We start from the raw sequence: 22,217 nt of genomic DNA on the forward strand, positions 1-22,217 counted from the left end.
ATAGCGGAGCAGAGAGAAATAGAAAAGTTATTAAAGGAATAATCCTGGCGGCGATAGAGCGGTGGTCCCACCTGACCCCATACCGAACTCAGAAGTGAAACGCCGATGCGCCGATGGTAGTGTGGGGCTTCCCCATGTGAGAGTAGGACACCGCCAGGTAGTGAATGTGAACCCCGAGCTGAAGAGCTTGGGGTTTTTGTTTATAGATTTTTATTAAAAATTATATAGAATGATCTCAATTTTAATTTCTCAATATAAACCATGAAAAACTTTAGATATTTTGCGCAACGTTATGTTGATTGGGTTATTCGATTAGGTCGAGTTCGTTTCTCTTTACTTGGTATCGCTATTCTTGCGATTTTAGCTATCTGTATACAAATCTTATTAAGCACGCTCCTTAGTGATGGTATTCACTGGAGTGACATAGCTCGGTCGATCACTTTTGGTTTATTTACTGCTCCTTTTGTTATCTATTTCTTTACGCTACTTGTTGAACGACTAGAACGTTCCCGTTTAGAACTCTCTAAAACGCTTGCTAGATTAGAAAAAAATAGCCGTGATAAAAGTACCTTACTTGCAACGATTAGCCATGAATTACGTACGCCTTTAAATGGAATCATTGGCTTAAGTCGAATTTTATTAGATGATAAATTAACCGAACAACAACAGAATTATCTGAATACGATTAATCTAAGTGCGGTCAGTTTAGGCCATATTTTTAGTGATATTATTGATTTAGATAAGATTGATTCTAAGCGTATTGAATTAAATATTCAGCCTTGTGATTTCCATTCATTACTTAATGATTTCTATAATTTTGGCACCCTGATGGCAGAACAAAAGGGGCTAAAATTCTCTTTAAAGCTGGATGATAATTTACCTAATTGGCTTTATCTCGATCGTGCTCGCCTTAGCCAAATTCTTTGGAATTTAATTAGTAATGCCGTCAAATTCACTGACAAAGGTGAAGTCATTCTAAGGGTGCAGAAAATGCAAGATAATCAGTATCAATTTAATGTTACTGATACGGGGGCAGGTATTGCACCTTGTGAATTAGATAAGATTTTTACCATGTATTATCAGGTTAAAGATAATATTCATCGTTCTGCAGGAAGTGGCATTGGTCTTGCAATTTCTAAGAATTTAGCTCAATTAATGCAAGGGGATTTAACGGTTGAAAGTGAATTAGAAAAAGGTTCAACCTTTTACTTAACGATCATTGCAGAAAAAGCTCAGGCTCATGATGGTAATGCTGAAAAAGCCATGCAGCATCTTTCTATTTTATTAGTAGAAGACGTTGAATTGAATGTGGTTGTGGCCAAAAGTATTCTTGAAAAGCAAGGCCATTATGTTGATGTTGCGATGAATGGTGAACAGGCTATCCAATTATTTGAGAAAAATACTTATGATATTGTTTTTCTTGATATTAAGTTACCAGATATGTCAGGTTTTGATATTGCATACTATCTACGTAAAAACTACGAAGAAGGAATTTATGATTTTCTTCCACCTTTAATTGCCTTTACAGCAAACGTGATGCACAGCGAAGAAGAATATCAAGAGCAAGGAATGGATGGTGTATTACGTAAGCCACTTTCTTTGGTTGAATTACGTCAGTGCTTTAAAACTTTTTTAGGCGATGATATTGAATGTATCTCTGATGAAGAAGAAATTTCTCAAGTTCAAGAAGGCATCAATATTTCACTTATTGAGTTAATAGGAAAATCTCAAGCTAAAGCTAATGTGGTGTTATTTAAACAATGGATGCCAATTTATTTAGATGAATTAGAAACAGCTTATGAGGATTATCTTGCAAATTCAGATATGCAACAAACAGTGTCAGATGTCGCACATAAAATTAAAGGTGCAGCTGCCTCGGTAGGGCTTGTTAATGTTCAAAATATCGCAAAACAGGCTCAAGATACCTCATTGCCAAATTGGACATTGGATATTGCTTCATGGATAAAGCAACTCAGTAATGAATGGCCTCAAAATGTAGCTGAATTAGAAGCGTATTTAGAAAAGTAATTCATGACCCGTCATTTTCAAATTTTGATCAGTGAGAATATGCCGTCTAATTTGCCGGCAAATACCTTGATCATTAATGAGTTTTCTAAAATTCAAAATCTTCTTGGGCAAGAGTTTGAGACGATCTTGTTTGATGCCCGAAAAGGCATCCATTTAGAGGCGCTCGCTATTGCGGCAGGTACATTGAAAATGAATGGCGTCTTAATTGTATTGCTATCAAATTGGGAGAAACTTCATTCTCAAATAGATGAAGATAGTCTCCGTTGGTCAGGTTCGCTTGAGGCAATTGCTACGCCAAGATTTATGACATATTTTAAGCATTGTATTCATAAATATGGCTTCTCCATCCTTTATCATCAAAATGATTTAAAATTTGACCGCACTTTTCAACAATCATTTGTCAATCACAACGCGACCTTAGATCAGCAGAAAATCATTGAGCAAATCTTACAAAAAGAATCTGAGCTCTACTTTCTTACTGCCAAACGAGGAAGAGGGAAATCAGCTCTAGCAGGTTTATTAACGAATCAACTGGATACTAAAATTTACCTCACCGCACCGAATAAAAGTGCGGTTAAAATTTTGGCAGAATTTTCACAAAAAGAGATTATCTTTATTGCACCAGATGAGCTTTTCCTTGCTTTGCAAAATACTCCTTCTTTTTCTGAAAATGCTTGGCTTTTTGTTGATGAGGCGGCAATGCTACCGATTGCTCAACTTACTGCTTTTTCCCACCATTTTAAGCATATTTTATTTACGACTACCATCCATAGTTATGAGGGAACTGGGCGAGGCTTTGAGCTTAAATTTAAGCAAAAAATTAACCGCACTTTTTCTGACTTTGAGCTTATTGAACCGCTACGTTGGTCTAAAGATGATGTTTTAGAGGCATTTATTGATGAGCTTTTATTATTGAATATAGAGGATGATTTTAAACAAACGCCATACGATAAAAGCAAAATATGCCAAATCACTGAACGATCACAAGAGGAAATACTTTCTTCATTGCCCCAATTCTATGGCTTGATGACATTAGCTCATTATCGTACATCACCATTAGATCTACGGCGATTATTTGATGCCAATTCACAGTGTTTTTTTACTGCTGAAAATGAGCAAAATTTACTAGGCGCAGTTTGGGCATTAAAAGAAGGCGGGATTGAAGATTCATCGCTTATAGAGGCCATTAATCTAGGCATTAGACGCCCTAAAGGTAATCTTGTCCCGCAAGCACTTTGTTTTCATGCTCAACAACAAAAGGCTTGTGAATTGCATTCTTTACGTATTTCGAGAATTGCGGTTCAGCCTATGTGGCAGCAACATGGTATTGGTACACAACTTATTGAATATATCACGCAAAATGCCAATGTAGATTATTTATCAGTGAGTTTCGGTTATACCAAAGAACTGGCTCAATTTTGGCAGAAATGTGGTTTTTCTCTTGTTCATTTAGGCGAGCATTTAGAGGCAAGTAGTGGTTGTTATTCAGCTATCGCTCTAAAAGGACTTTCTACACAAGGCATTGAATTAGAAAAAGAAGCAACACAATCTTTTCAACGGAATATACCTTTGTCTTTCCATCCTCTCGTTCAGGAATTTAATATCACATCAGTAAATTGGGAATTGATTGACGAAGACTGGCTCAGCTTAAAAAATTTTGCTTATTTTCACCGCACTTTAGCTTCCGCTTTGCCAGCAATTCGTCGATTTTTAATGAATTTAGATGAAAAAGATTGCCCTTTAATGAGAGATTATTTCATTACAAAACAAATACCCTATAACAAGAAAAATGGGTTAAAATTATTACGTTCGGAAATTGCACAAAAATTAAAAAAGGAGGCAAAATGAGCGAACAAGAAAAAAAAGGTTGGTTCCGTAAAGCAGTAGATGAATATAATAAATTTTGCAGTGAGCTTGGTTTAGATAAAGGTAGTTGTCGAGGTTGTATGCCACGCATTGAATTTGATGATGATGGTAAGGTAAAAAAAGAGAAACCACTAGAACCACTCAAAAAATAAAAGAAAACAGGGTTACTTAAACCCTGTTTTTTTATACAGATAATTATTGAAAAGTAGAATTAATTTGCTAAACTAATCAACTGTTCACTCAAAAATGAGATAAAAATTGACCGCACTTATGAAAACAACCTATTTTAATTTTGATATTCCGACTCAGCCCAATGATCATAAAATTCTTGGCAATGTATTAGCGAGTGCAGATGCACTTGCTGTTAGTGAAATTGCTGAGCAATACGATGGATTGACTGTAGTTGTGACACCGGATACCAAAAGTGCGGTTCGTTTATCACAAGTTTTACCGGATTTAACTTCTCAGCCCGTTCAGTTTTTTCCTGATTGGGAAACGTTGCCTTACGATTCTTTTTCTCCTCATCAAGAAATTATTTCTTCGCGTTTAAGTGCGTTATTTCATTTACAAAATACTAAAAAAGGTATCTTTGTTTTACCTATTAGCACATTAATGCAGCGAGTGTGCCCGCCGAAATATCTACAGCACAATGTCCTTCTAATTAAAAAAGGTGACCGTCTTGTCATTGAAAAATTGCGATTACAATTAGAGTCAGCAGGATATCGTTCCGTAGAGCAAGTACTAGAACATGGTGAATATGCTGTGCGCGGATCACTTTTAGATCTTTTCCCAATGGGAAGTGCGGTTCCATTTCGCTTAGATTTTTTTGATGATGAAATTGATTCGATTCGTACTTTTGATGTTGATACGCAGCGAACGTTAGATGAAATTCAATCTATTAATTTATTACCTGCACATGAATTTCCAACTGATGAGAAAGGCATTGAATTTTTCCGTACACAATTTAGAGAAACCTTTGGAGAAATTCGTCGCGATCCAGAACATATTTACCAGCAAATCAGTAAAGGCACACTAATCTCAGGGATTGAATATTGGCAGCCGCTATTCTTTGATGAAATGGCAACATTGTTTGATTACTTGCCAGAAAAAACGTTGTTTGTGGATATGGAAACAAATCAAGCACAAGGTGAACGTTTTTATCTTGATGCTAAACAGCGTTATGAGCATCGCAAAGTTGATCCAATGCGCCCTCTTTTGCCGCCAGAACGTTTGTGGCTAAGCATTGATGCGGTAAATCATGCATTAAAAAATTATCCTAAAATTAATTTTAAAGCAGAAAAAGTGCGGTCATCTGTTCGTCAGAAAAATTTAGCGGTGTCCGCATTACCAGCCGTGACCATTCAATCACAGCAAAAAGAACCGTTATCCCAACTTCGTCAGTTTATTGAGCATTTTAAAGGAAATGTTTTATTTTCAGTTGAAACCGAAGGACGACGTGAAACCTTACTGGATTTACTTTCACCCTTAAAAATTAAACCTAAACAGATTAAAACCTTATCTGAAGCCAATCAAGACAAGTTTAATCTGTGGGTAAGTCGTCTTGAGCAAGGTTTTATTCTTGATGAGGCTAAACTCGCCGTTATTACTGAACATGAAATTTTAGGCGAGCGAGTACAACAACGTCAGCGTGATAAACGTAAAGCGGTGAATCCAGATACCTTAGTGCGTAATCTGGCTGAATTAAAAATTGGGCAGCCTGTGGTGCATTTAGATCATGGTGTTGGGCGTTATGGTGGCTTAGTGACACTCGATACTGGGGGATTAAAAGCAGAATATTTGCTGATCAATTATGCGAATGAATCCAAACTTTATGTGCCTGTTGGTTCTCTTCATTTAATTAGTCGCTATGTCGGTGGCTCAGATGAAACCGCACCATTGCATAAATTAGGTAATGAATCGTGGGCGAAAACGCGCCAAAAGGCAGCAGAAAAAATTCGTGATGTGGCCGCTGAATTACTTGATGTATATGCCCAACGAGAAGTGAAAAAAGGCTTTGAGTTTAAATATGATCGTGAGGAATTCCAGCAATTCGCTGCAACCTTCCCTTTTGAAGAAACGCACGATCAAGCTATGGCGATTAACGCAGTCATTTCGGATATGTGCCAGCCTAAAGCGATGGACCGTTTAGTTTGTGGTGATGTAGGCTTTGGGAAGACGGAAGTGGCGATGCGTGCCGCATTTTTGGCTGTAATGAATCATAAACAAGTCGCTGTATTGGTTCCAACAACCTTGTTAGCTCAACAGCATTACGAGAATTTTAAAGATCGTTTTGCTAATCTTCCGGTTAATGTGGAAGTGCTTTCTCGCTTTAAAACAGCCAAAGAGCAAAGACAAATCTTAGAAAATTTAGCCGAAGGAAAAGTCGATATTCTGATTGGAACCCATAAATTGATTCAGTCCGATGTGAAGTTTTCTGATCTTGGCTTACTTATCATTGATGAAGAACATCGCTTTGGTGTGGGACAGAAAGAGAAAATTAAACAACTTCGAGCGAATATTGATATTTTAACGCTGACCGCAACACCAATTCCTCGTACTTTGAATATGGCGATGAATGGTATTCGCGATCTTTCTATTATTGCGACGCCACCGGCTCGTCGAGTGAGTATCAAAACATTTGTTCGCCAGAAAGATGATTTAATTATTCGTGAAGCGATTCTTCGTGAGATTTTGCGTGGTGGGCAAGTTTATTATTTGCATAATGATGTGGCAAGTATTGAAAATACGGCAGAAAAACTGACCGCACTTGTACCAGAAGCTCGTGTCGTGATTGGTCATGGTCAAATGCGAGAGCGTGAACTTGAACGCGTGATGAGTGATTTTTATCATCAACGTTATAACGTATTAGTTTGTTCTACCATTATTGAAACAGGGATTGATGTACCAACGGCAAATACGATCATTATTGAACGTGCAGATAATTTTGGTTTAGCTCAGCTTCACCAGTTGCGTGGTCGAGTGGGACGTTCTCACCACCAAGCTTATGCCTATTTACTTACACCTCCGCCGAAATTAATGACGAAAGATGCGAAACGTCGTTTAGAGGCATTAGAAAGTTTAGATAACTTAGGTGCAGGCTTCATTCTTGCGACGCACGATTTAGAGATCCGCGGTGCAGGTGAATTATTAGGGAATGAACAAAGTGGGCAAATTGAAAGCATCGGTTTTTCACTTTATATGGAATTACTTGATGCGGCAGTCAAAGCCTTAAAAGAGGGCAGAGAACCTTCATTAGAAGAGATTACACATCAACAAGCTGAAATTGAGCTACGTGTTCCAGCTTTATTGCCAGATGATTATCTTGGCGATGTGAATATGCGTTTGTCATTCTATAAACGGATTGCGGCAGCGGAAAGTAAGCAAGAGTTAGACGAATTAAAAGTTGAATTAATTGATCGCTTTGGCTTATTACCTGAAGCAACTAAAAATCTTTTACAAATTGCTGAGATGCGTTTAATGGTGAAACCATTAAAAGTACTGAAAATCGATGCAGGGGCTCAAGGTGGCTTTATTGAATTCTCTCCTTCAGCAAAAGTTGATCCAGAAAAATTCATCAAATTAATTCAACAAAATCCAATTGTTTATCGCTTTGATGGACCATTAAAATTTAAGTTTGTGAAAGCGCTTCCAGAAAATAAAGAGCGGTTAGAATTTGTGATGGATTTAGTCAAGACGCTGACTGAGTAGCAAGTAAATAAAAAGGCTGACAACATGTCAGCCTTTCTTTTTTACGTTTTATTAGTGAAGCGCTTCAACAACGCTTAAGAACATTTTTAAGATACCGGCATTTAATAAGTCGATAAAGAATGCCCCTACCATTGGTACAATTAAGAACGCTTTGTGAGATGGTCCAAAACGGCTGGTAATCGCTTGCATGTTAGCAACGGCTGTTGGTGTAGCACCGAGACCGAAACCACAGTGACCTGCACTTAATACAATCGCATCATAATCTTTACCCATCATACGGTATGTGACGTAGATAGCGAAGAAAGCCATGAAGACAACTTGAACCGCTAAGATAACCAATACATCTGTTGCAAGACCTGCTAGCTCCCAAAGTTTTAGAGACATTAAAGCAATCGCTAAGAAGATAGATAAACCTACGCTGCCTAATACGTCAATCGCTGAATCAGCCACTTGGAATTTGAATAAGTGGGTTAAGCTGTTACGAATGATTACACCTGTAAATAAACACCATACGAAGGTTGGTAATTGAATGTGTGTACCTTTTGTTAAGCCATCTAAGTATTGACCGATGAGTAAACATAAAGAAAGCATTGCGATGGTTTCAATGATTGAGCGCGCATTAATTTTACGTTTGTAAGTTGGGTGCTCAAATGCTTCTTGTACGTCATCTATTTCATCATTCTCTGGATTTTCACCTTGTTTTTGATGATTTAATAAATAACGAGATACTGGACCACCTAAGATACCACCAAAGACTAAACCGAATGTGGCACATGCCATGGCGATTTCTGTGGCAGCAGGTAGATTAAATTCTTTAGTGAAAGTTTCTGCCCATGCCGCACCTGTACCATGACCACCAGTTAGGGTAACTGAACCGGCAAGTAAACCGTAAGCAGGATCAATGCCTAATAATTGAGTACCCAGAATACCGATAATATTTTGGCAAACAATGAGTATTGCCGCTGCCAAGAGGAAGATAACTAATGGTTTTCCGCCTTTAATTAAGCGAGCAAAGTTTGCACTTAAACCGATAGAGGAGAAGAAGACTAACATCATCGATGTTTGTAAGCTTTTCTCAAAAGTGAATGAAGTGCCATTTACTTTGTATAAAACCGTTAATGCAATAGCCACAATAAAGCCGCCAACAACAGGCTCAGGGATATTAAATGTTTGTAAAACTCGAATGCGTTTTACTAGAAAAAAACCGAGTAATAATACAAAACTTGCTAAAGCAAGTGTTTGATAGGTATCAAAAACAATATTCACGAAATATCCTCCTATTTAGTTTGGTTTCGAGAATTCTTATGAGTTGTGTTCAGGTTCAACCACCACAATGTCAACATTACTATGTAATCCACGTGGTAATTGGGAGCCTTTTCTGCCACGTTCAGCACGGAATTTTTGCAGATCTTCCGGTTTTAGAGTAATTTTTCGTTTACCGGAATGGAACTCAAGGCTGGCTTGCTCTGAAATTAAGAACAATTTCACCAATAATTCTGACCGCGCTTTTGCATTCGCTGCTGGAATACTGATGATTTTGTTGCCTTTCCCTTTTGATAATGCCGGTAAATCCCGTACCGGAAAAATCAGCATTCGGCCCGCTGAAGTGAGGGACACAAGAAGTGAGGCCGACTCGGAAAGTGTCTCAGGTTTCAAGACTTTCGCATTTTCTGGCAAAGAAATCAAGGCTTTTCCAGCTTTATTACGTGCAATTAAATCTTCAAATTTGCAAATAAAACCATATCCTGCATCTGATGCCATCAATAATTCTTGTTTTTCAGGTTCCATAATAACCTGTTCAATAGTCGCACCAGCTGGTAATGTAAGTTTACCGGTGAGCGGTTCACCTTGGGAACGCGCAGAAGGCAAGCTTAATGGATCTAAAGCGTAGCTACGACCAGTACTATCAATAAAGATTACGGGTTGATTGCTTTTACCACAAGCGTGAGCGAGATATTTATCGCCTGCTTTATAACTTAAGCCTGCCGGATCAATGTCATGCCCTTTTGCACAGCGTACCCATCCCATTTCAGATAAGATAACAGTAACGGGTTCAGCCGGAGTCATTTCACTTTCAGAAATGGCTTTTGCTTCTTCACGTTCAACTAATTGAGACATTCTAGGGCTGGTGTATTTTTTTGCGTCTTCTTGAATTTCTTTTTTGATCAAAGTATTTAAGCGACGCTCAGATCCTAAAATTAACTCTAAATTTGACCGCTCTTCTTCGAGTTTATCTTTTTCAGCTTGTAATTGATGTTCTTCTAATTTAGCTAAATGGCGTAAACGTAAGTTTAAAATGGCTTCTGCTTGTTCATCACTTAAGTTAAAGCGAGTCATTAAAACTTGTTTAGGTTCGTCTTCAGTACGAATAATCTCAATGACTTCATCAATATTGAGGAAGGCAATCATTAAACCATCTAAAATATGTAAACGAGCGAGTACTTTATCCAAACGATGTTGTAAACGACGAGTCACGGTAGTGCGACGGAATGTCAGCCATTCAGTAAGGACTTGAAGTAAGCCTTTCACGGCTGGTTTATGATCAAGCCCGATCATATTCATATTCACACGATAGCTTTTTTCAAGATCAGTCGTCGCAAATAAATGCGCCATCAAGGCATCTGTGTCAACGCGATTTGAACGTGGTACAAGCACGATACGCACAGGATTTTCGTAATCTGCTTCATCACGAATATCTTCCACCATTGGCAATTTTTTTGCTGTCATTTGCTCAGCAATTTGCGCAATGATTTTTGATGGTGAAGATTGATGAGGAAGTGCACTAATGATGATTTCACCGTCTTCTTTATGCCATGTTGCCCGCATTTTGATAGAACCACGACCAGTTTCATACATTTTGCGAATATCATCTTTTGGCGAAATAATTTCCGCTTCAGTTGGGAAATCAGGGCCTTGAATAATATTGAGTACATCATCTAATCCTGCTTTTGGATTATCTAATAGCAGGACAGTTGCATCTGCCACTTCATTAATATTGTGTGGTGGAATATCTGTTGCCATACCAACGGCAATCCCGGTAGTACCGTTTAACAGAATATGAGGCAAACGAGCAGGCAAATATTGTGGTTCTTCTAAGGTGCCATCAAAGTTTGGTTGGAAATCAACAGTGCCTTGACCCAATTCAGTTAATAGAATTTCAGAAATTTTGGATAAGCGAGATTCTGTATAACGCATTGCCGCAAATGATTTAGGATCATCTGGTGCCCCCCAGTTTCCTTGGCCATCTACCAAAGGATAGCGGTAAGAAAAGGGCTGAGCCATTAATACCATGGCTTCATAACAAGCGGAGTCGCCGTGCGGATGGAATTTACCTAACACATCACCGACAGTACGTGCAGATTTTTTAAATTTTGCCGCGGCATCTAAACCCAGTTCAGACATCGCATAGACAATACGGCGTTGAACGGGCTTTAAGCCATCGCCAATAAAAGGCAGGGCACGATCCATGATGACGTACATGGAATAATTAAGGTAAGCCTTTTCTGTAAAGGTGCGAAGTGGTATCTGTTCGATGCCTTCGTAATTAATATTGTTCATATTCTTCTAATCTATTTTCTGGTTGCACCGGAACTCGCATCAGAATGTTCGTGATGAGAATGCCCCATATCCATTCCTTTATGACTGTCAATTTCGTAAGGAACAGGTTGTGGTTTTTGTGGATTGGCTTCTTTAAAGGCTTCGTCTTTTAGTTTTCCGGAATAAATATTCGGATTTTTTTCGCCTTCGACCACGATTTGTCCCATTGTGCCTTTATTTACAGCACGGAAAATCGAGTGATCCATAAAGACATAAGTGCCCGGTACATCAATTCGAGTTTCCACCATGGTAGCACTGCCAGATGGAACCAAAGTTGTTTGAACATTATGATTAACAAGCGTACCGCCTTCCACATACACATTATCAAATACGGCACCAATTAAGTGGAAAGAAGAGCATAAATTTGGTCCTGCATTTCCTACGAATAGACGAATGGTTTCACCGGTTTTCGCTTTTAAGGCATTTCCATCCATTGTTGCGCCGACTTTGCCGTTGAAGAGGACGTATTCAGGACGTTCATCAATGGCTTTTTGCATACTGAATGGTTGCAAGCCGGGATCGCCAAATTCACCTTTGGTATAGAATTCACTTTGCATGATGTAAAATTCGCGATCCACTTTTGGCAAGCCTTCTTTTGGCTCAACTAAAACTAAACCATACATCCCTTTAGCAAGGTGAATATCCACAGGCTGACTGCCACAGTGGTACAAATAAATGCCCGAACGTAATGCTCTAAATTGAAAGGTGGATGTGCGGGTTGGAGGGGTTTCACTCGCGATAGCACCGCCCATTGGCACAGCAGCTGCATGGAAATCGATACTGTGGGGCATCATTGAACTCGCTGAGTTGGAAAGTTGTACTTCCACCATATCGCCTTCACGTACTCGAATGAATGGCGCAGGTACACTGCCGTTTAATGTCCAAAATTTAAATTGTACACCATCCATTAAATCCATAATTTGTTCAAGTGCGGTCAGTTTTACCACGACTTTTGCCGGATAGTTACGTTCAATCGGTTTTGGCACATTTGGCGCAAGCGTCAGTTCAGCTTCAATCTCTGGTAAATTCTCAACTGCAGTGGTTGTTGTATTTGAGGCTTTTTCTTCCGCTTGAGCAGAAGGAATAAGGCTTAAACCAGCACCTAATGTAATTGTTGCTAGGCCTAGTGCACTGTTTTTAAAAAAATCTCGACGTTGTTCGTTCATGATTGACCTCAAATAATTAAACGGTTAAATCCACTTGATCGCCATTGGTTTGTAACCAATTTTTGCGATCTTCCGCTCGTTTTTTGGCGAGTAACATATCCATTAATTCTAATGTTTCTGCGCCTTGATCTTCGCCTAGCTCATAGGTTAATTGAACTAAACGGCGTGTATTCGGATCCATGGTGGTTTCACGTAATTGTGATGGATCCATTTCACCTAAACCTTTGAATCGTTGTACGTTTAAAGTGCCTTTTTTACCTTTTAAGCGTTCTAAAATTGCTTCTTTTTCGTTTTCATCGAGGGCATAAAAGACTTCTTTACCTAAGTCGATACGATAGAGTGGTGGCATTGCCACATAAACGTGTCCATCTTGAACCAATTTAGGGAAGTGACGTAAAAAGAGTGCACAGAGTAGGGTGGCAATATGCAAACCATCAGAGTCCGCATCGGCTAAAATACAAACTTTCCCGTAACGAAGTTGAGATAGGTCTTCATTATCAGGATCGATACCAAGCGCCACAGCAATATCATGAATTTCCGTTGAGCCAAGCACTTGATCACTAGCTACTTCCCAAGTGTTTAAGATTTTTCCGCGTAACGGCAGGATAGCTTGATATTCACGATCACGCGCCTGCTTGGCCGATCCACCCGCAGAGTCACCCTCTACTAAGAATAATTCGGTTTTTTCTAAATTTTGTGATGCACAATCGGCTAATTTACCTGGTAGAGCAGGGCCACTCACTAATTTTTTACGTACGACTTTTTTGGCTGCATTCAGACGACGTTGTGCAGAACTGATCGCCATTTCAGCTAAGCGATCCGCATCTTGTACGTTTTGGTTTAGCCATAAACTGAAGGCATCTTTTAAAACCCCCGCAACAAAGACCGCACTTTGACGGGAAGATAAACGCTCTTTCGTTTGGCCAGCAAATTGAGCATCTTGCATTTTTAGTGAAAGAATGTAAGCACAGCGATCCCAAATATCGTCTGCCGTTAATTTCACCCCACGTGGTAATTTATTGCGGAATTCGCAATATTCGGTCATGGCATTAAGCAAGCCTTGGCGAAGACCATTTACGTGTGTTCCGCCTTGTACTGTTGGAATCAAGTTTACATAGCTTTCTGCAATAAGCTCACCACCTTCAGGTAACCATAATAATGCCCAGCTTACCGCTTCTGTGGATCCTTTAAATTCACCGACAAAAGGTTTTTCAGGTAAGGTTTCAAAACCATTTACTGCTTCGGTTAAGTAATCCGATAAACCATCTTGATAGCACCACACATCTTCGGTGTTATTCACTTTATCGACAAATTTAATTTCTAAGCCAGAACAAAGCACGGCTTTCGCACGTAATAAGTGGCGTAAACGACTAACAGAAAAATTCTTACTATCGAAATATTTTGGATTAGGTTTGAAGTGAACGGTGGTACCGGTTGTACGTCTGCCACAAGTCCCGATGACTTCTAATTCTTCTACTTTTGTGCCATTTTCAAAAGCAATTTTATACACTTCACCGTTACGTTTAACTTGAATATCAACGCGTTCAGAAAGGGCATTGACGACAGAAATCCCCACGCCGTGTAAACCACCAGCAAATTCATAGTTTTTATTCGAAAACTTACCGCCAGCGTGAAGCTTGGTTAAGATGACTTCCACACCTGAAACCCCTTCAGTTGGGTGAATATCCACTGGCATTCCGCGTCCATTATCAATGACTTCAAGTGATTGATCAGCATGTAAAATCACTTCAACTTTAGTGGCAAAACCTGCAAGGGCTTCATCCACACTGTTATCGATAACTTCTTGAGCAAGGTGATTTGGACGGGTAGTGTCCGTGTACATACCGGGGCGAATTTGCACCGGTTCGAGATCTTTTAGAACCGTAATTTCTTGAGCAGAATAATTTGTAGTCATTTTTAAAATTAGTTACTTATTTATAAAAAAATTAGCATGATTTTATCAAAAAATGACGCGTTTATAAAATCAAAGATGAGAAAAGATAAGGATACTATATCAAGTAAAAGTGCGGTCAAAATTTGACGTGAATTTTGACCGCACTTTGGATTCATTTGAATCTATTTAATCTGTGATAGATTGAGTTATCTCGATACTAAGCTTTTGCTTTTGTTGCTAAATATTCCTGTAAGCCTTTATCTCTTAATTTACAGCTTGGGCATTCTCCACAGCCACCTTCAATACCTTCATAGCAAGTGTGGGTATGCTGACGAACATAATCTAACGCACCTAATTCATCAGCTAATGCCCAAGTTTGTGCTTTGGTGAGATACATTAGCGGTGTTTTTAAATTGAAGGGATAATCCATGGCTAAATTAAGGGTGACATTCATGGATTTGATAAATACATCGCGACAATCGGGATAGCCACTGAAATCTGTTTCACATACGCCTGTGATAATGTCATTAATACCTTGGCCTTTTGCATAAATTGCCACATACAATAAGAAGAGCGCATTTCGGCCATCCACAAAGGTATTAGGTAATTCACCGTCTTTTTGCTCAATATCAGCGTTTGCATCCATTAAGGCGTTGTGGGTGATAGATTTGATAACCGATGTATCAATTAACGTTTGCTTTACGCCGAGATCTTTGGCGATCCAACTGGCTTTTTCTAATTCAATGGCATGGCGCTGGCCATATTGAAAGGTGACGGTTTCGACATTTTCCACGCCATATTCGGCAATGGCTTGAATTAAACAGATTGTGGAATCTTGTCCACCAGAGAAGATCACAAGGGCTTTACGATTGAGATTAGGATTTGAAATATTCATAGGATACCTAGTTTTTTTATGTAGGAGGTTTGCGAACTACAAGGTTAAAAATGAGGCGGTATTGTAGAAGTCAAAGATAAATTTTGCAAGAAAAGGACTAATTTAAGCAGGAAAAATCGGAGAAAATTGTGATACAATTTAGGCAAGCTAGTTTTAAAAAAGGTAAATACAATGAAAAAATTGATTCTTATTGTTATTGGTGCATTAGTGATTTCAGCTTGTGCAAATAAAGACGTTTATTTTAATGGTTCAGAAGGATCGCATTCAGGCATGAAATTTGATAAAGATACTCGTCATTGGGGCGTTAATCAATAATTGTTTTGATAAAAGAAAAGCCATACAGTTGTATGGCTTTTTTATTAAATCACTTCTTCTTGGCAATGTGGGCAAGTCATTAAATGTTCTTCATTATTATGCACAATATAATGCCCCATTTTTTTTGCTTTAGTATCAAGATATTTCGTATTGTAACGGTTTTCACCTACATTCAACGGTACACGTTCTACGATATTAATTCCCGCTTTTTTCATGGTTTCTACTTTTTGCGGGTTGTTTGTCATCAAGCGAACTTGCTTCACACCTAATAATTCAAACATATCGGCACATACATTAAAGTTACGTTCATCAGCTTTAAAACCTAACGCAAGGTTAGCTTCAATAGTATCCATGCCTTGATCTTGTAATGAATAGGCACGAATTTTATTAATTAGACCAATACCTCGCCCTTCTTCACGATGATAGATCAACACACCTCGACCCGCTTCGCTAATTTGACGTAATGCGGCTGCAAGCTGGAAACCACAATCGCATTTTAAACTGTGCAATGCATCACCCGTTAAGCATTCCGAATGAATGCGAGCGAGTACAGGCTCATCTTGGTTTGAAATATCACCCATTACTAATGCAACATGTTCTTTTTTTGTATCGGGAAATTCAAATCCGACCATTTTAAATATGCCATATTCGGTAGGTAAATTGGCTTGAGCAACCAGTTGGATTTTTGACATAACGTATCCTTTTTTCAACTTTATTCTGCTAAAATATGTACTTTATTTTTATTATCAAGAGGCAACAATGTTTAAAAGGCTATCATTATATACGTTATTCCTTTGTCTTGTACCATTTTTTGTTTGGGGTTTTGCTTATCATTGGCATGGAAACAACCAATTAATGGAATGGGATTATTGGCTTTATCTTCTAACCGAAACGGGTAGCGTACCTTATGCTTTAATTACCTGTGGTGTGTTTGCTTTACTTTTCCGTTTTCTTTTTGAAGACCGTAAACAGTGGATTATGGGTGTGATTGTAATGGGCCTGTCGGTATTATCTACACAAGTAATTAAAACAGGTTTAAAAACGGTTTTTGCCGAGCCTCGTCCTTTTACCGTCTATTTAGCGGAAAAAACAGAAAGTACTACGGATGCTTTTTATCATCAAGATCGTTCAGAACGTGCGAAATTAGTGGATAAATTTTATTCTACACAAGCGGATACACCTGCCTGGTTAAAAGCTCATTATGAAGATGAAACCGGTTATTCTTTCCCATCTGGACATTCTATTTTTGCCGCCACTTGGCTTATGTTAGCCGTCGGATTTAGCCAATTATTAGGGAAACGTTCTTTTAAAGCAGAATTACTGATTGGTGCTATAACCATTTGGAGCGTATTAATGTTGATTAGCCGAGTCCGCCTTGGAATGCATTATCCTATCGATTTATTTGTGGCGATAATTTCGGCATGGATTGTTCATTTGATTATTTTTGGTTTCTTACAGAAGAAAGGCTTATTTAACAATAAATAGCATCAAAGACCGGTTTTAGTAATAAAGCCGGTCTTTTTATTGCTTGTCGAAAATATGATTTTTATCATGGATTTTCATTTTGATTTCAAGGAAAATGCAACCTATATATTCCAACAATTTTGACCGCTATTTTGAGGAGACAATATGTACTACGGTATTGATATCGGTGGCACAAAGATTGAATTAGCTGCTTTTAATGAAAAATTAGGAAAACTTTATACCGAACGCGTGCCAACGCCACAAACAGATTATCAAGATTGGTTACAGGCGATTAAAACTTTGGTCGAACGTGCGGATGCCCACTTTGGTGAAAAAGGAACGGTAGGCCTTGGGTTGCCAGGTTTTGTTAATTTGACAACAGGGCTTGCTGAAGTGACGAATATTCGTGTTGCAGATAATAAGCCTATTTTAGCCGATCTTGAACGCGTTTTAGATCGTGAAGTGCGGGCAGAAAATGATGCAAATTGTTTTGCACTCTCTGAAGCTTGTGATGAGGAAAATACCCAATATCCTTCCGTATTAGGGCTGATTTTAGGCACTGGTTTTGGTGGTGGCTTTGTGATTAATGGCAAAATTCACTCAGGACAAGTGGGAATGGCAGGAGAGTTAGGCCACCTTCAATTAAATTATCATGCCTTAAAATTATTAGGCTGGGATAAAGCGCCAATTTACCAATGTGGTTGTGGCAATCAGGCCTGTTTAGATACGTATATTTCTGGTCGCGGTTTTGAAATGTTGTACCGTGATTTAAAAGGGGAAGAATTATCAGCCAAAGATATTATCGATCGTTTTTATGCGAAAGAGGAAAGTGCGGTTGATTTTGTTCGCATTTTTGTTGAATTAGCGGCTATTTCTATCGGCAACATTATCACTGCATTTGATCCGCATATGATTGTACTCGGCGGTGGTTTATCGAATTTTGATTATCTTTATGAAGCGTTACCAAAATCATTGCCAGCTCATTTAATGCGTAGTGCAAAAGTGCCTCCAATCAAAAAAGCAAAACATGGTGATTCCGGTGGTGTTCGTGGTGCTGCAGCATTATTTTTAAACTGTGAATAGATTTAATCTAAAAATACAGTGAAAATTTGAATAAATTTTATGTTATAGGATAAGAATCCAGTTCTCCTCTAAGAAAACTGGATTTTTTCTTTTGTCTATTTACAATCAGAATGTGGATTTTTTAAGTGAGGTTTTTATGCTGACAGAATTTGGGAACTGGATTGAACAAGGATTGACATGGATTATCGAACATTTTGATGAGCCATTATGGAATATCACCATTGTTATTTTATTAGGTGTAGGTCTATTTTTTACCATTACTACTGGGTTAGTGCAGTTACGTCTTTTCCCTGCAAGTATTCGCGAAATGTGGTTTGGTCGTGCAGCAGAGGGAAATTCTTTAACGCCATTTCAAGCTTTTGCAACTGGGCTTGCTAGTCGAGTTGGCGTAGGTAATATCAGTGGTGTGGCAACAGCTATTGCGCTTGGTGGTGAAGGTGCCGTATTTTGGATGTGGGTAACGGCATTTATTGGCATGTCGAGTGCCTTTGCGGAATCGACTTTAGCACAGGTATTTAAAATTCAAGATAAAGATGGCTCTTTCCGTGGTGGCCCCGCTTATTATATTACACAAGGTTTAAAATCACGTTGCTTAGCGGTAGCATTTGCCGTATCACTTATTTTTACTTTTGGTTTTGCATTTAATTCAGTGCAAGCAAACTCAATCGTAGAAGCAACTAAAAATGCTTGGGATTGGCAAGGTGAATATGTTGGTCTTGTTTTAGTGGTATTAACTGCTGCCATTATTTTTGGTGGCGTGAAGCGTATTGCAACAATTTCTAGTAGCGTAGTACCAATGATGGCGCTCTTTTATTTAATCATGGCGGTAATTATCTTAGGCATGCATATTGATATGATCCCGACGGTAATCGCTAATATTTACAAAAGTGCCTTTACTTTCCAATCTGCCGCAGGTGGGATGCTTGGTGCTTTAGTCTCCAAAGCCATGATGATGGGGATAAAACGTGGATTATTCTCTAATGAAGCAGGGATGGGGTCTGCACCAAATGCGGCCGCTGCAGCACATGTAAAACATCCAGTAAGCCAAGGTTTAGTGCAAATGCTTGGTGTGTTTGTGGATACCATGATCGTCTGTACTTGTACGGCAGTGATTATCCTGCTTTCAGATAATTACGGCAGTGAAACACTGAAAAGTATTTCCTTAACACAAAATGCCTTGCGTTATCATGTAGGGGAGTTTGGCGTACACTTCTTAGCTTTCATCTTATTGCTTTTCGCTTATTCCTCTATCATTGGTAACTATGCTTATGCGGAAAGTAACATTCGCTTTATTAAAAATAAACCTTGGTTTGTATGGTTGTTCCGCTTATCGGTATTGTTCTTTGTTTATTTCGGTTCAGTAAAATCAGGCAATGTCGTGTGGAATTTTGCGGATACGGTGATGGCCGTGATGGCAATTATTAACTTAGTCGCGATCGTTTTACTTTCCCCGATTGTGTGGAAGTTAATGAAAGACTATCAACATCAATTAAAAGCAGGAAAAGAGCCTGAATTTAAAATTGACCTCTATCCTGAAATTAAAAAGCGAGTATTAGAGCATCGAATTTGGAAATAAGCATTTAATGAAATATGAAAAGGCGGGAAATTCCCGCCTTTATTGTTTTAAATTGATCTGAAAATTGACCGCACTTTATCGTTCATTTCGATAAGTAAGGAAGTAATAAGAAAGAGCAGAAATAACCACGCAAGCTGTCATTGTATAGAGCATTGGTGCAGCGGTTTCCATTTTAAAGCTCGCTACCAAGGAACCCATCACCGCACCGACACCAAAACGTACACTTCCCATTAATGAATTTGCAGTTCCTGCCATCGTTGGGAATTTTTCTAGAATAGAGGCGGTAGCATTGGATGAGATTAATGGGTTTTGACCGACAAAAAAGGCCACACCAATTGCCATTGACCAAAAACCAAAATCAAAAAGTGCGGTTAAAAATAGCCAGATTCCTGAAATAAATTGTACGGCAATACCAATTCGTAACATGGTTTCAGCACCTAGCTTCAATACAAATTTTCCATTTAGATAAGAAGCAGCGGTCATAATCGCGATATTGATCATAAAGAAATAGCCAAATTGATCGACTGGAATGCCATAAATACCGATATAAACAATCGAACCAGCAGTGACGAAAGCAAATAAACCACCAAAGCCAAAAGAAGCTGCCGCCATATAACCTAACACTTCTTTTTGTTTGGAAAGCGTCATGAAGTTACGGGCAATGATATTAAGACGCAGGGGAATACGGTTTTCTTTTTTATGGGTCTCGGGAATAATGAAAAAGACAAGCAATGCCGCAAGAAATCCCATGATGCCAATCACATAAAAAATCATATGCCAGTGGAAATATTTCACGATATATCCACCAATTATTGGCGCAACAAGCGGTGCGATCATAAAGACAAGCGTGATGGTGGACATGATTCGAGACAGTTGATCTTTGCTAAATAAATCTCGTAATAAAGCCCCAGAAAGCACAACAGGCGCAGCTCCAAAGAAACCTTGAACGAAACGCAGCGCAGTGAAACTGCCAATAGAATGAATACCCGTTAAAATGATGGCCGTGATAGCACCAATAATGACACCTAATAAAATAATCGGTTTGCGACCAAAACTATCCCCAAAGGGACCCCAGAATAATTGTCCTGCAGCCATGCCGTAAGCAAAGAATGTCAGCGTGTGCTGAACTTGCTCGGAGTTGATATTTAGGTCTTCAGCAATATTTAAAAAGGACGGAATATACATATCCACGCCCAAAGGCGGTAGCATCGAGAGGATGCCGAGCGTGGCGATAAAAATAAAGGTAGGTTTAATATTTTGGCTCATATTATTTCACTAAATTGTCGATTTCTTCCTGAGTGAGTGGACGAAATTCGCCTTCATCTAAGCTTTCATCTAATTCAACGTTGCCTATTCTCCAACGGTGTAGCGCAACGACTTTATTGCCCAGTGCAGCAAACATTCGTTTCACCTGATGATAGCGCCCTTCAGAGATAGTCAGATTCACGTTGTAATCATCTAATACTTCTAATTTCGCCGGCTTAGTGGGTTCTTTTTCACCACGTAGCAGAATACCTTCTTCACAGGCTGAAGCATAATGGTTTTCAACTGGATCGGCTAAAGTGACTAAATAGGTTTTTTCGCATTGATGTTTTGGTGAAGTAATACGATGTGACCATTGACCATCATCCGTTAATAGTACGAGTCCTGTGGTATCCACATCTAATCGCCCTGCACTGTGTAACTTACCAGAAAGCGGCGGTTCAAAGAATTGATAAATAGCAGGGTAGTCACCATCATCATTAGAGCAAACGTAGCCTTGTGGCTTATGCAACATAAAATATTGCCCTTCTTCTACCCAAGGCAACAATTCATCTTCAAAATAAATTTCATCTTCTAGGCTTACTTTGGTCGCACCATTTTTCACAATTTCACCATTAATTTTGACCGCACTTTGGCGAATGGCCTTGGTGGCTTGTGAACGGGTTAAACCTGTATTCTCAGCAATAAATTTATCTAGTCGCATCGTAAACTCTTATTTTTGATTGAACCAGCTGACGTAATCAAACTGATCGTAATATTTTTCGCCATTCCAACCAGAAAAAGTAAATAAATCGCCCACTTCGCCTTTGTTTTCAAAGCCTTTAATGTAGAAAGCAGATTTTAATTCGGGATATGGCTTGTGGGTAAAGACAACTTTGTTTGGATAAGGCAAGTTATCAAAGGCTTGCAAGTCTTCATATTTTGCACCTTTTCCACCATCTTTATCTGTCATCATAATAAACAAGTTATCGAGGTTTAAACGCTGTGAGCGTGCTTCCCACTTTTCCCGAGCCTCTTGTTCGGAGTGGTAGTGCATAAAGTGCACCTTAAGATCACCTAATAAACCAACAGGATATGGTTTTTCTGTTTGTATAAATTGAAGCGGTTGTGCTTGATAGAATGTGATGTTCTGTAGATAGCGAACAAAATCGCTTGGGTCTAAATAAAGGTTAACAAACGGAGAATTAAAAGGCTGATTTAGATCGTGCAAAATAAATGCACCGACACAGTTAGCAGAAATCACTGACATGCCTTGGTTAGTTAACCGTTTTTGAAAGGTTTTATTAATCGCTTTCCGTTGTAATTTATTGATGGCACTTCTAAATTTAGAAAACAAACTCATTATTTATATCCTGTATATTT

Annotated in this window: 17 protein-coding genes and 1 rRNA gene; 9 read left to right on the forward strand and 9 right to left on the reverse strand. The window is 38.8% G+C overall.

The window, feature by feature from the left end:
- The first annotated feature begins 43 nt into the window (after nt 1-43).
- From rrf to mfd, 5 genes are all read left to right on the forward strand, one after another.
- Nucleotides 44-159: ribosomal RNA gene (rrf, locus tag DPV85_RS07425) — 5S ribosomal RNA — on the forward strand.
- Between the two features lie 102 nt (nt 160-261).
- Nucleotides 262-2,028, forward strand: coding sequence for an ATP-binding protein (locus tag DPV85_RS07430; protein WP_111327580.1), 1,767 nt, complete (start codon nt 262-264; stop codon nt 2,026-2,028).
- 3 nt (nt 2,029-2,031) lie between these two features.
- Nucleotides 2,032-3,876 carry a tRNA(Met) cytidine acetyltransferase TmcA gene (locus tag DPV85_RS07435; protein WP_207798040.1) on the forward strand — a complete coding sequence of 615 codons (1,845 nt, stop codon included), beginning with the start codon at nt 2,032-2,034 and terminating at the stop codon, nt 3,874-3,876.
- Nucleotides 3,873-4,046 carry a DUF5363 family protein gene (locus DPV85_RS09940; protein WP_014065161.1) on the forward strand — a complete coding sequence of 58 codons (174 nt, stop codon included), beginning with the start codon at nt 3,873-3,875 and terminating at the stop codon, nt 4,044-4,046. Before DPV85_RS07435 ends, DPV85_RS09940 begins: the two co-directional genes overlap by 4 nt.
- Nucleotides 4,047-4,164: 118 nt before the next feature.
- Nucleotides 4,165-7,602 (forward strand): transcription-repair coupling factor, encoded by a 3,438-nt coding sequence (gene mfd, locus DPV85_RS07440; protein ID WP_111327659.1) that lies wholly within the window; start codon nt 4,165-4,167, stop codon nt 7,600-7,602.
- Nucleotides 7,603-7,653: 51 nt separating this feature from the next.
- Here mfd and gltS read toward each other — a convergent pair whose 3' ends face one another.
- From gltS to queC, 5 genes are all read right to left on the reverse strand, one after another.
- Nucleotides 7,654-8,868 carry a sodium/glutamate symporter gene (gltS, locus tag DPV85_RS07445; RefSeq protein WP_049368873.1) on the reverse strand — a complete coding sequence of 405 codons (1,215 nt, stop codon included), beginning with the start codon at nt 8,866-8,868 and terminating at the stop codon, nt 7,654-7,656.
- 36 nt (nt 8,869-8,904) lie between these two features.
- Nucleotides 8,905-11,160, reverse strand: coding sequence for a DNA topoisomerase IV subunit A (gene parC, locus DPV85_RS07450; RefSeq protein ID WP_111327581.1), 2,256 nt, complete (start codon nt 11,158-11,160; stop codon nt 8,905-8,907).
- Nucleotides 11,161-11,171: 11 nt separating this feature from the next.
- Nucleotides 11,172-12,365, reverse strand: coding sequence for a copper-containing nitrite reductase (gene nirK, locus DPV85_RS07455; protein WP_111327582.1), 1,194 nt, complete (start codon nt 12,363-12,365; stop codon nt 11,172-11,174).
- A 16-nt stretch (nt 12,366-12,381) separates the two neighbouring features.
- Nucleotides 12,382-14,280 (reverse strand): DNA topoisomerase IV subunit B, encoded by a 1,899-nt coding sequence (gene parE / locus DPV85_RS07460; RefSeq protein ID WP_111327583.1) that lies wholly within the window; start codon nt 14,278-14,280, stop codon nt 12,382-12,384.
- Between the two features lie 196 nt (nt 14,281-14,476).
- Entirely contained in the window at nt 14,477-15,154 is a 678-nt protein-coding gene (gene queC / locus DPV85_RS07465; protein WP_111327584.1) for a 7-cyano-7-deazaguanine synthase QueC, read from the reverse strand.
- Between the two features lie 171 nt (nt 15,155-15,325).
- Here queC and DPV85_RS07470 point away from each other — a divergent pair, with 171 nt between their 5' ends.
- Nucleotides 15,326-15,469: a hypothetical protein gene (locus tag DPV85_RS07470; protein ID WP_014065561.1), complete on the forward strand. Its 144-nt coding sequence runs from the start codon at nt 15,326-15,328 to the stop codon at nt 15,467-15,469.
- Nucleotides 15,470-15,513: 44 nt separating this feature from the next.
- Here DPV85_RS07470 and ribA read toward each other — a convergent pair whose 3' ends face one another.
- Nucleotides 15,514-16,161 (reverse strand): GTP cyclohydrolase II, encoded by a 648-nt coding sequence (gene ribA / locus DPV85_RS07475; RefSeq protein ID WP_005696347.1) that lies wholly within the window; start codon nt 16,159-16,161, stop codon nt 15,514-15,516.
- Between the two features lie 67 nt (nt 16,162-16,228).
- Between ribA and DPV85_RS07480 the strand changes: the two genes are divergently transcribed.
- The 3 genes from DPV85_RS07480 (at nt 16,229) to DPV85_RS07490 (ending at nt 19,592) form a co-directional block, all read left to right on the forward strand.
- Complete coding sequence (locus DPV85_RS07480) at nt 16,229-16,954, forward strand: phosphatase PAP2 family protein (RefSeq protein ID WP_165816489.1); 726 nt, start codon at nt 16,229-16,231, stop codon at nt 16,952-16,954.
- 144 nt (nt 16,955-17,098) lie between these two features.
- Complete coding sequence (gene nagK, locus DPV85_RS07485; protein WP_111327586.1) at nt 17,099-18,016, forward strand: N-acetylglucosamine kinase; 918 nt, start codon at nt 17,099-17,101, stop codon at nt 18,014-18,016.
- Nucleotides 18,017-18,152: 136 nt separating this feature from the next.
- The gene (locus tag DPV85_RS07490) at nt 18,153-19,592 is read left to right on the forward strand and encodes an alanine/glycine:cation symporter family protein (RefSeq protein WP_111327587.1); all 1,440 of its coding nucleotides are present in this window, start codon (nt 18,153-18,155) and stop codon (nt 19,590-19,592) included.
- Between the two features lie 75 nt (nt 19,593-19,667).
- On the opposite strand, the gene DPV85_RS07495 is transcribed toward DPV85_RS07490, so the two are convergent.
- Genes DPV85_RS07495 through DPV85_RS07505 form a run of 3 tightly spaced genes read right to left on the reverse strand, consistent with a single transcriptional unit; the run spans nt 19,668 to nt 22,197 of the window.
- Entirely contained in the window at nt 19,668-20,858 is a 1,191-nt protein-coding gene (locus DPV85_RS07495; protein ID WP_111327588.1) for a Bcr/CflA family multidrug efflux MFS transporter, read from the reverse strand.
- Nucleotide 20,859: 1 nt separating this feature from the next.
- Nucleotides 20,860-21,558, reverse strand: coding sequence for a 16S rRNA pseudouridine(516) synthase RsuA (gene rsuA / locus DPV85_RS07500; protein WP_111327589.1), 699 nt, complete (start codon nt 21,556-21,558; stop codon nt 20,860-20,862).
- Nucleotides 21,559-21,567: 9 nt separating this feature from the next.
- Nucleotides 21,568-22,197 carry a DUF1919 domain-containing protein gene (locus tag DPV85_RS07505; protein WP_111327590.1) on the reverse strand — a complete coding sequence of 210 codons (630 nt, stop codon included), beginning with the start codon at nt 22,195-22,197 and terminating at the stop codon, nt 21,568-21,570.
- Nucleotides 22,198-22,217: the final 20 nt, after the last annotated feature.

Source organism: Haemophilus parainfluenzae (assembly GCF_003252725.1).
In the GTDB taxonomy this organism is placed as follows: domain Bacteria; phylum Pseudomonadota; class Gammaproteobacteria; order Enterobacterales; family Pasteurellaceae; genus Haemophilus_D; species Haemophilus_D parainfluenzae_L.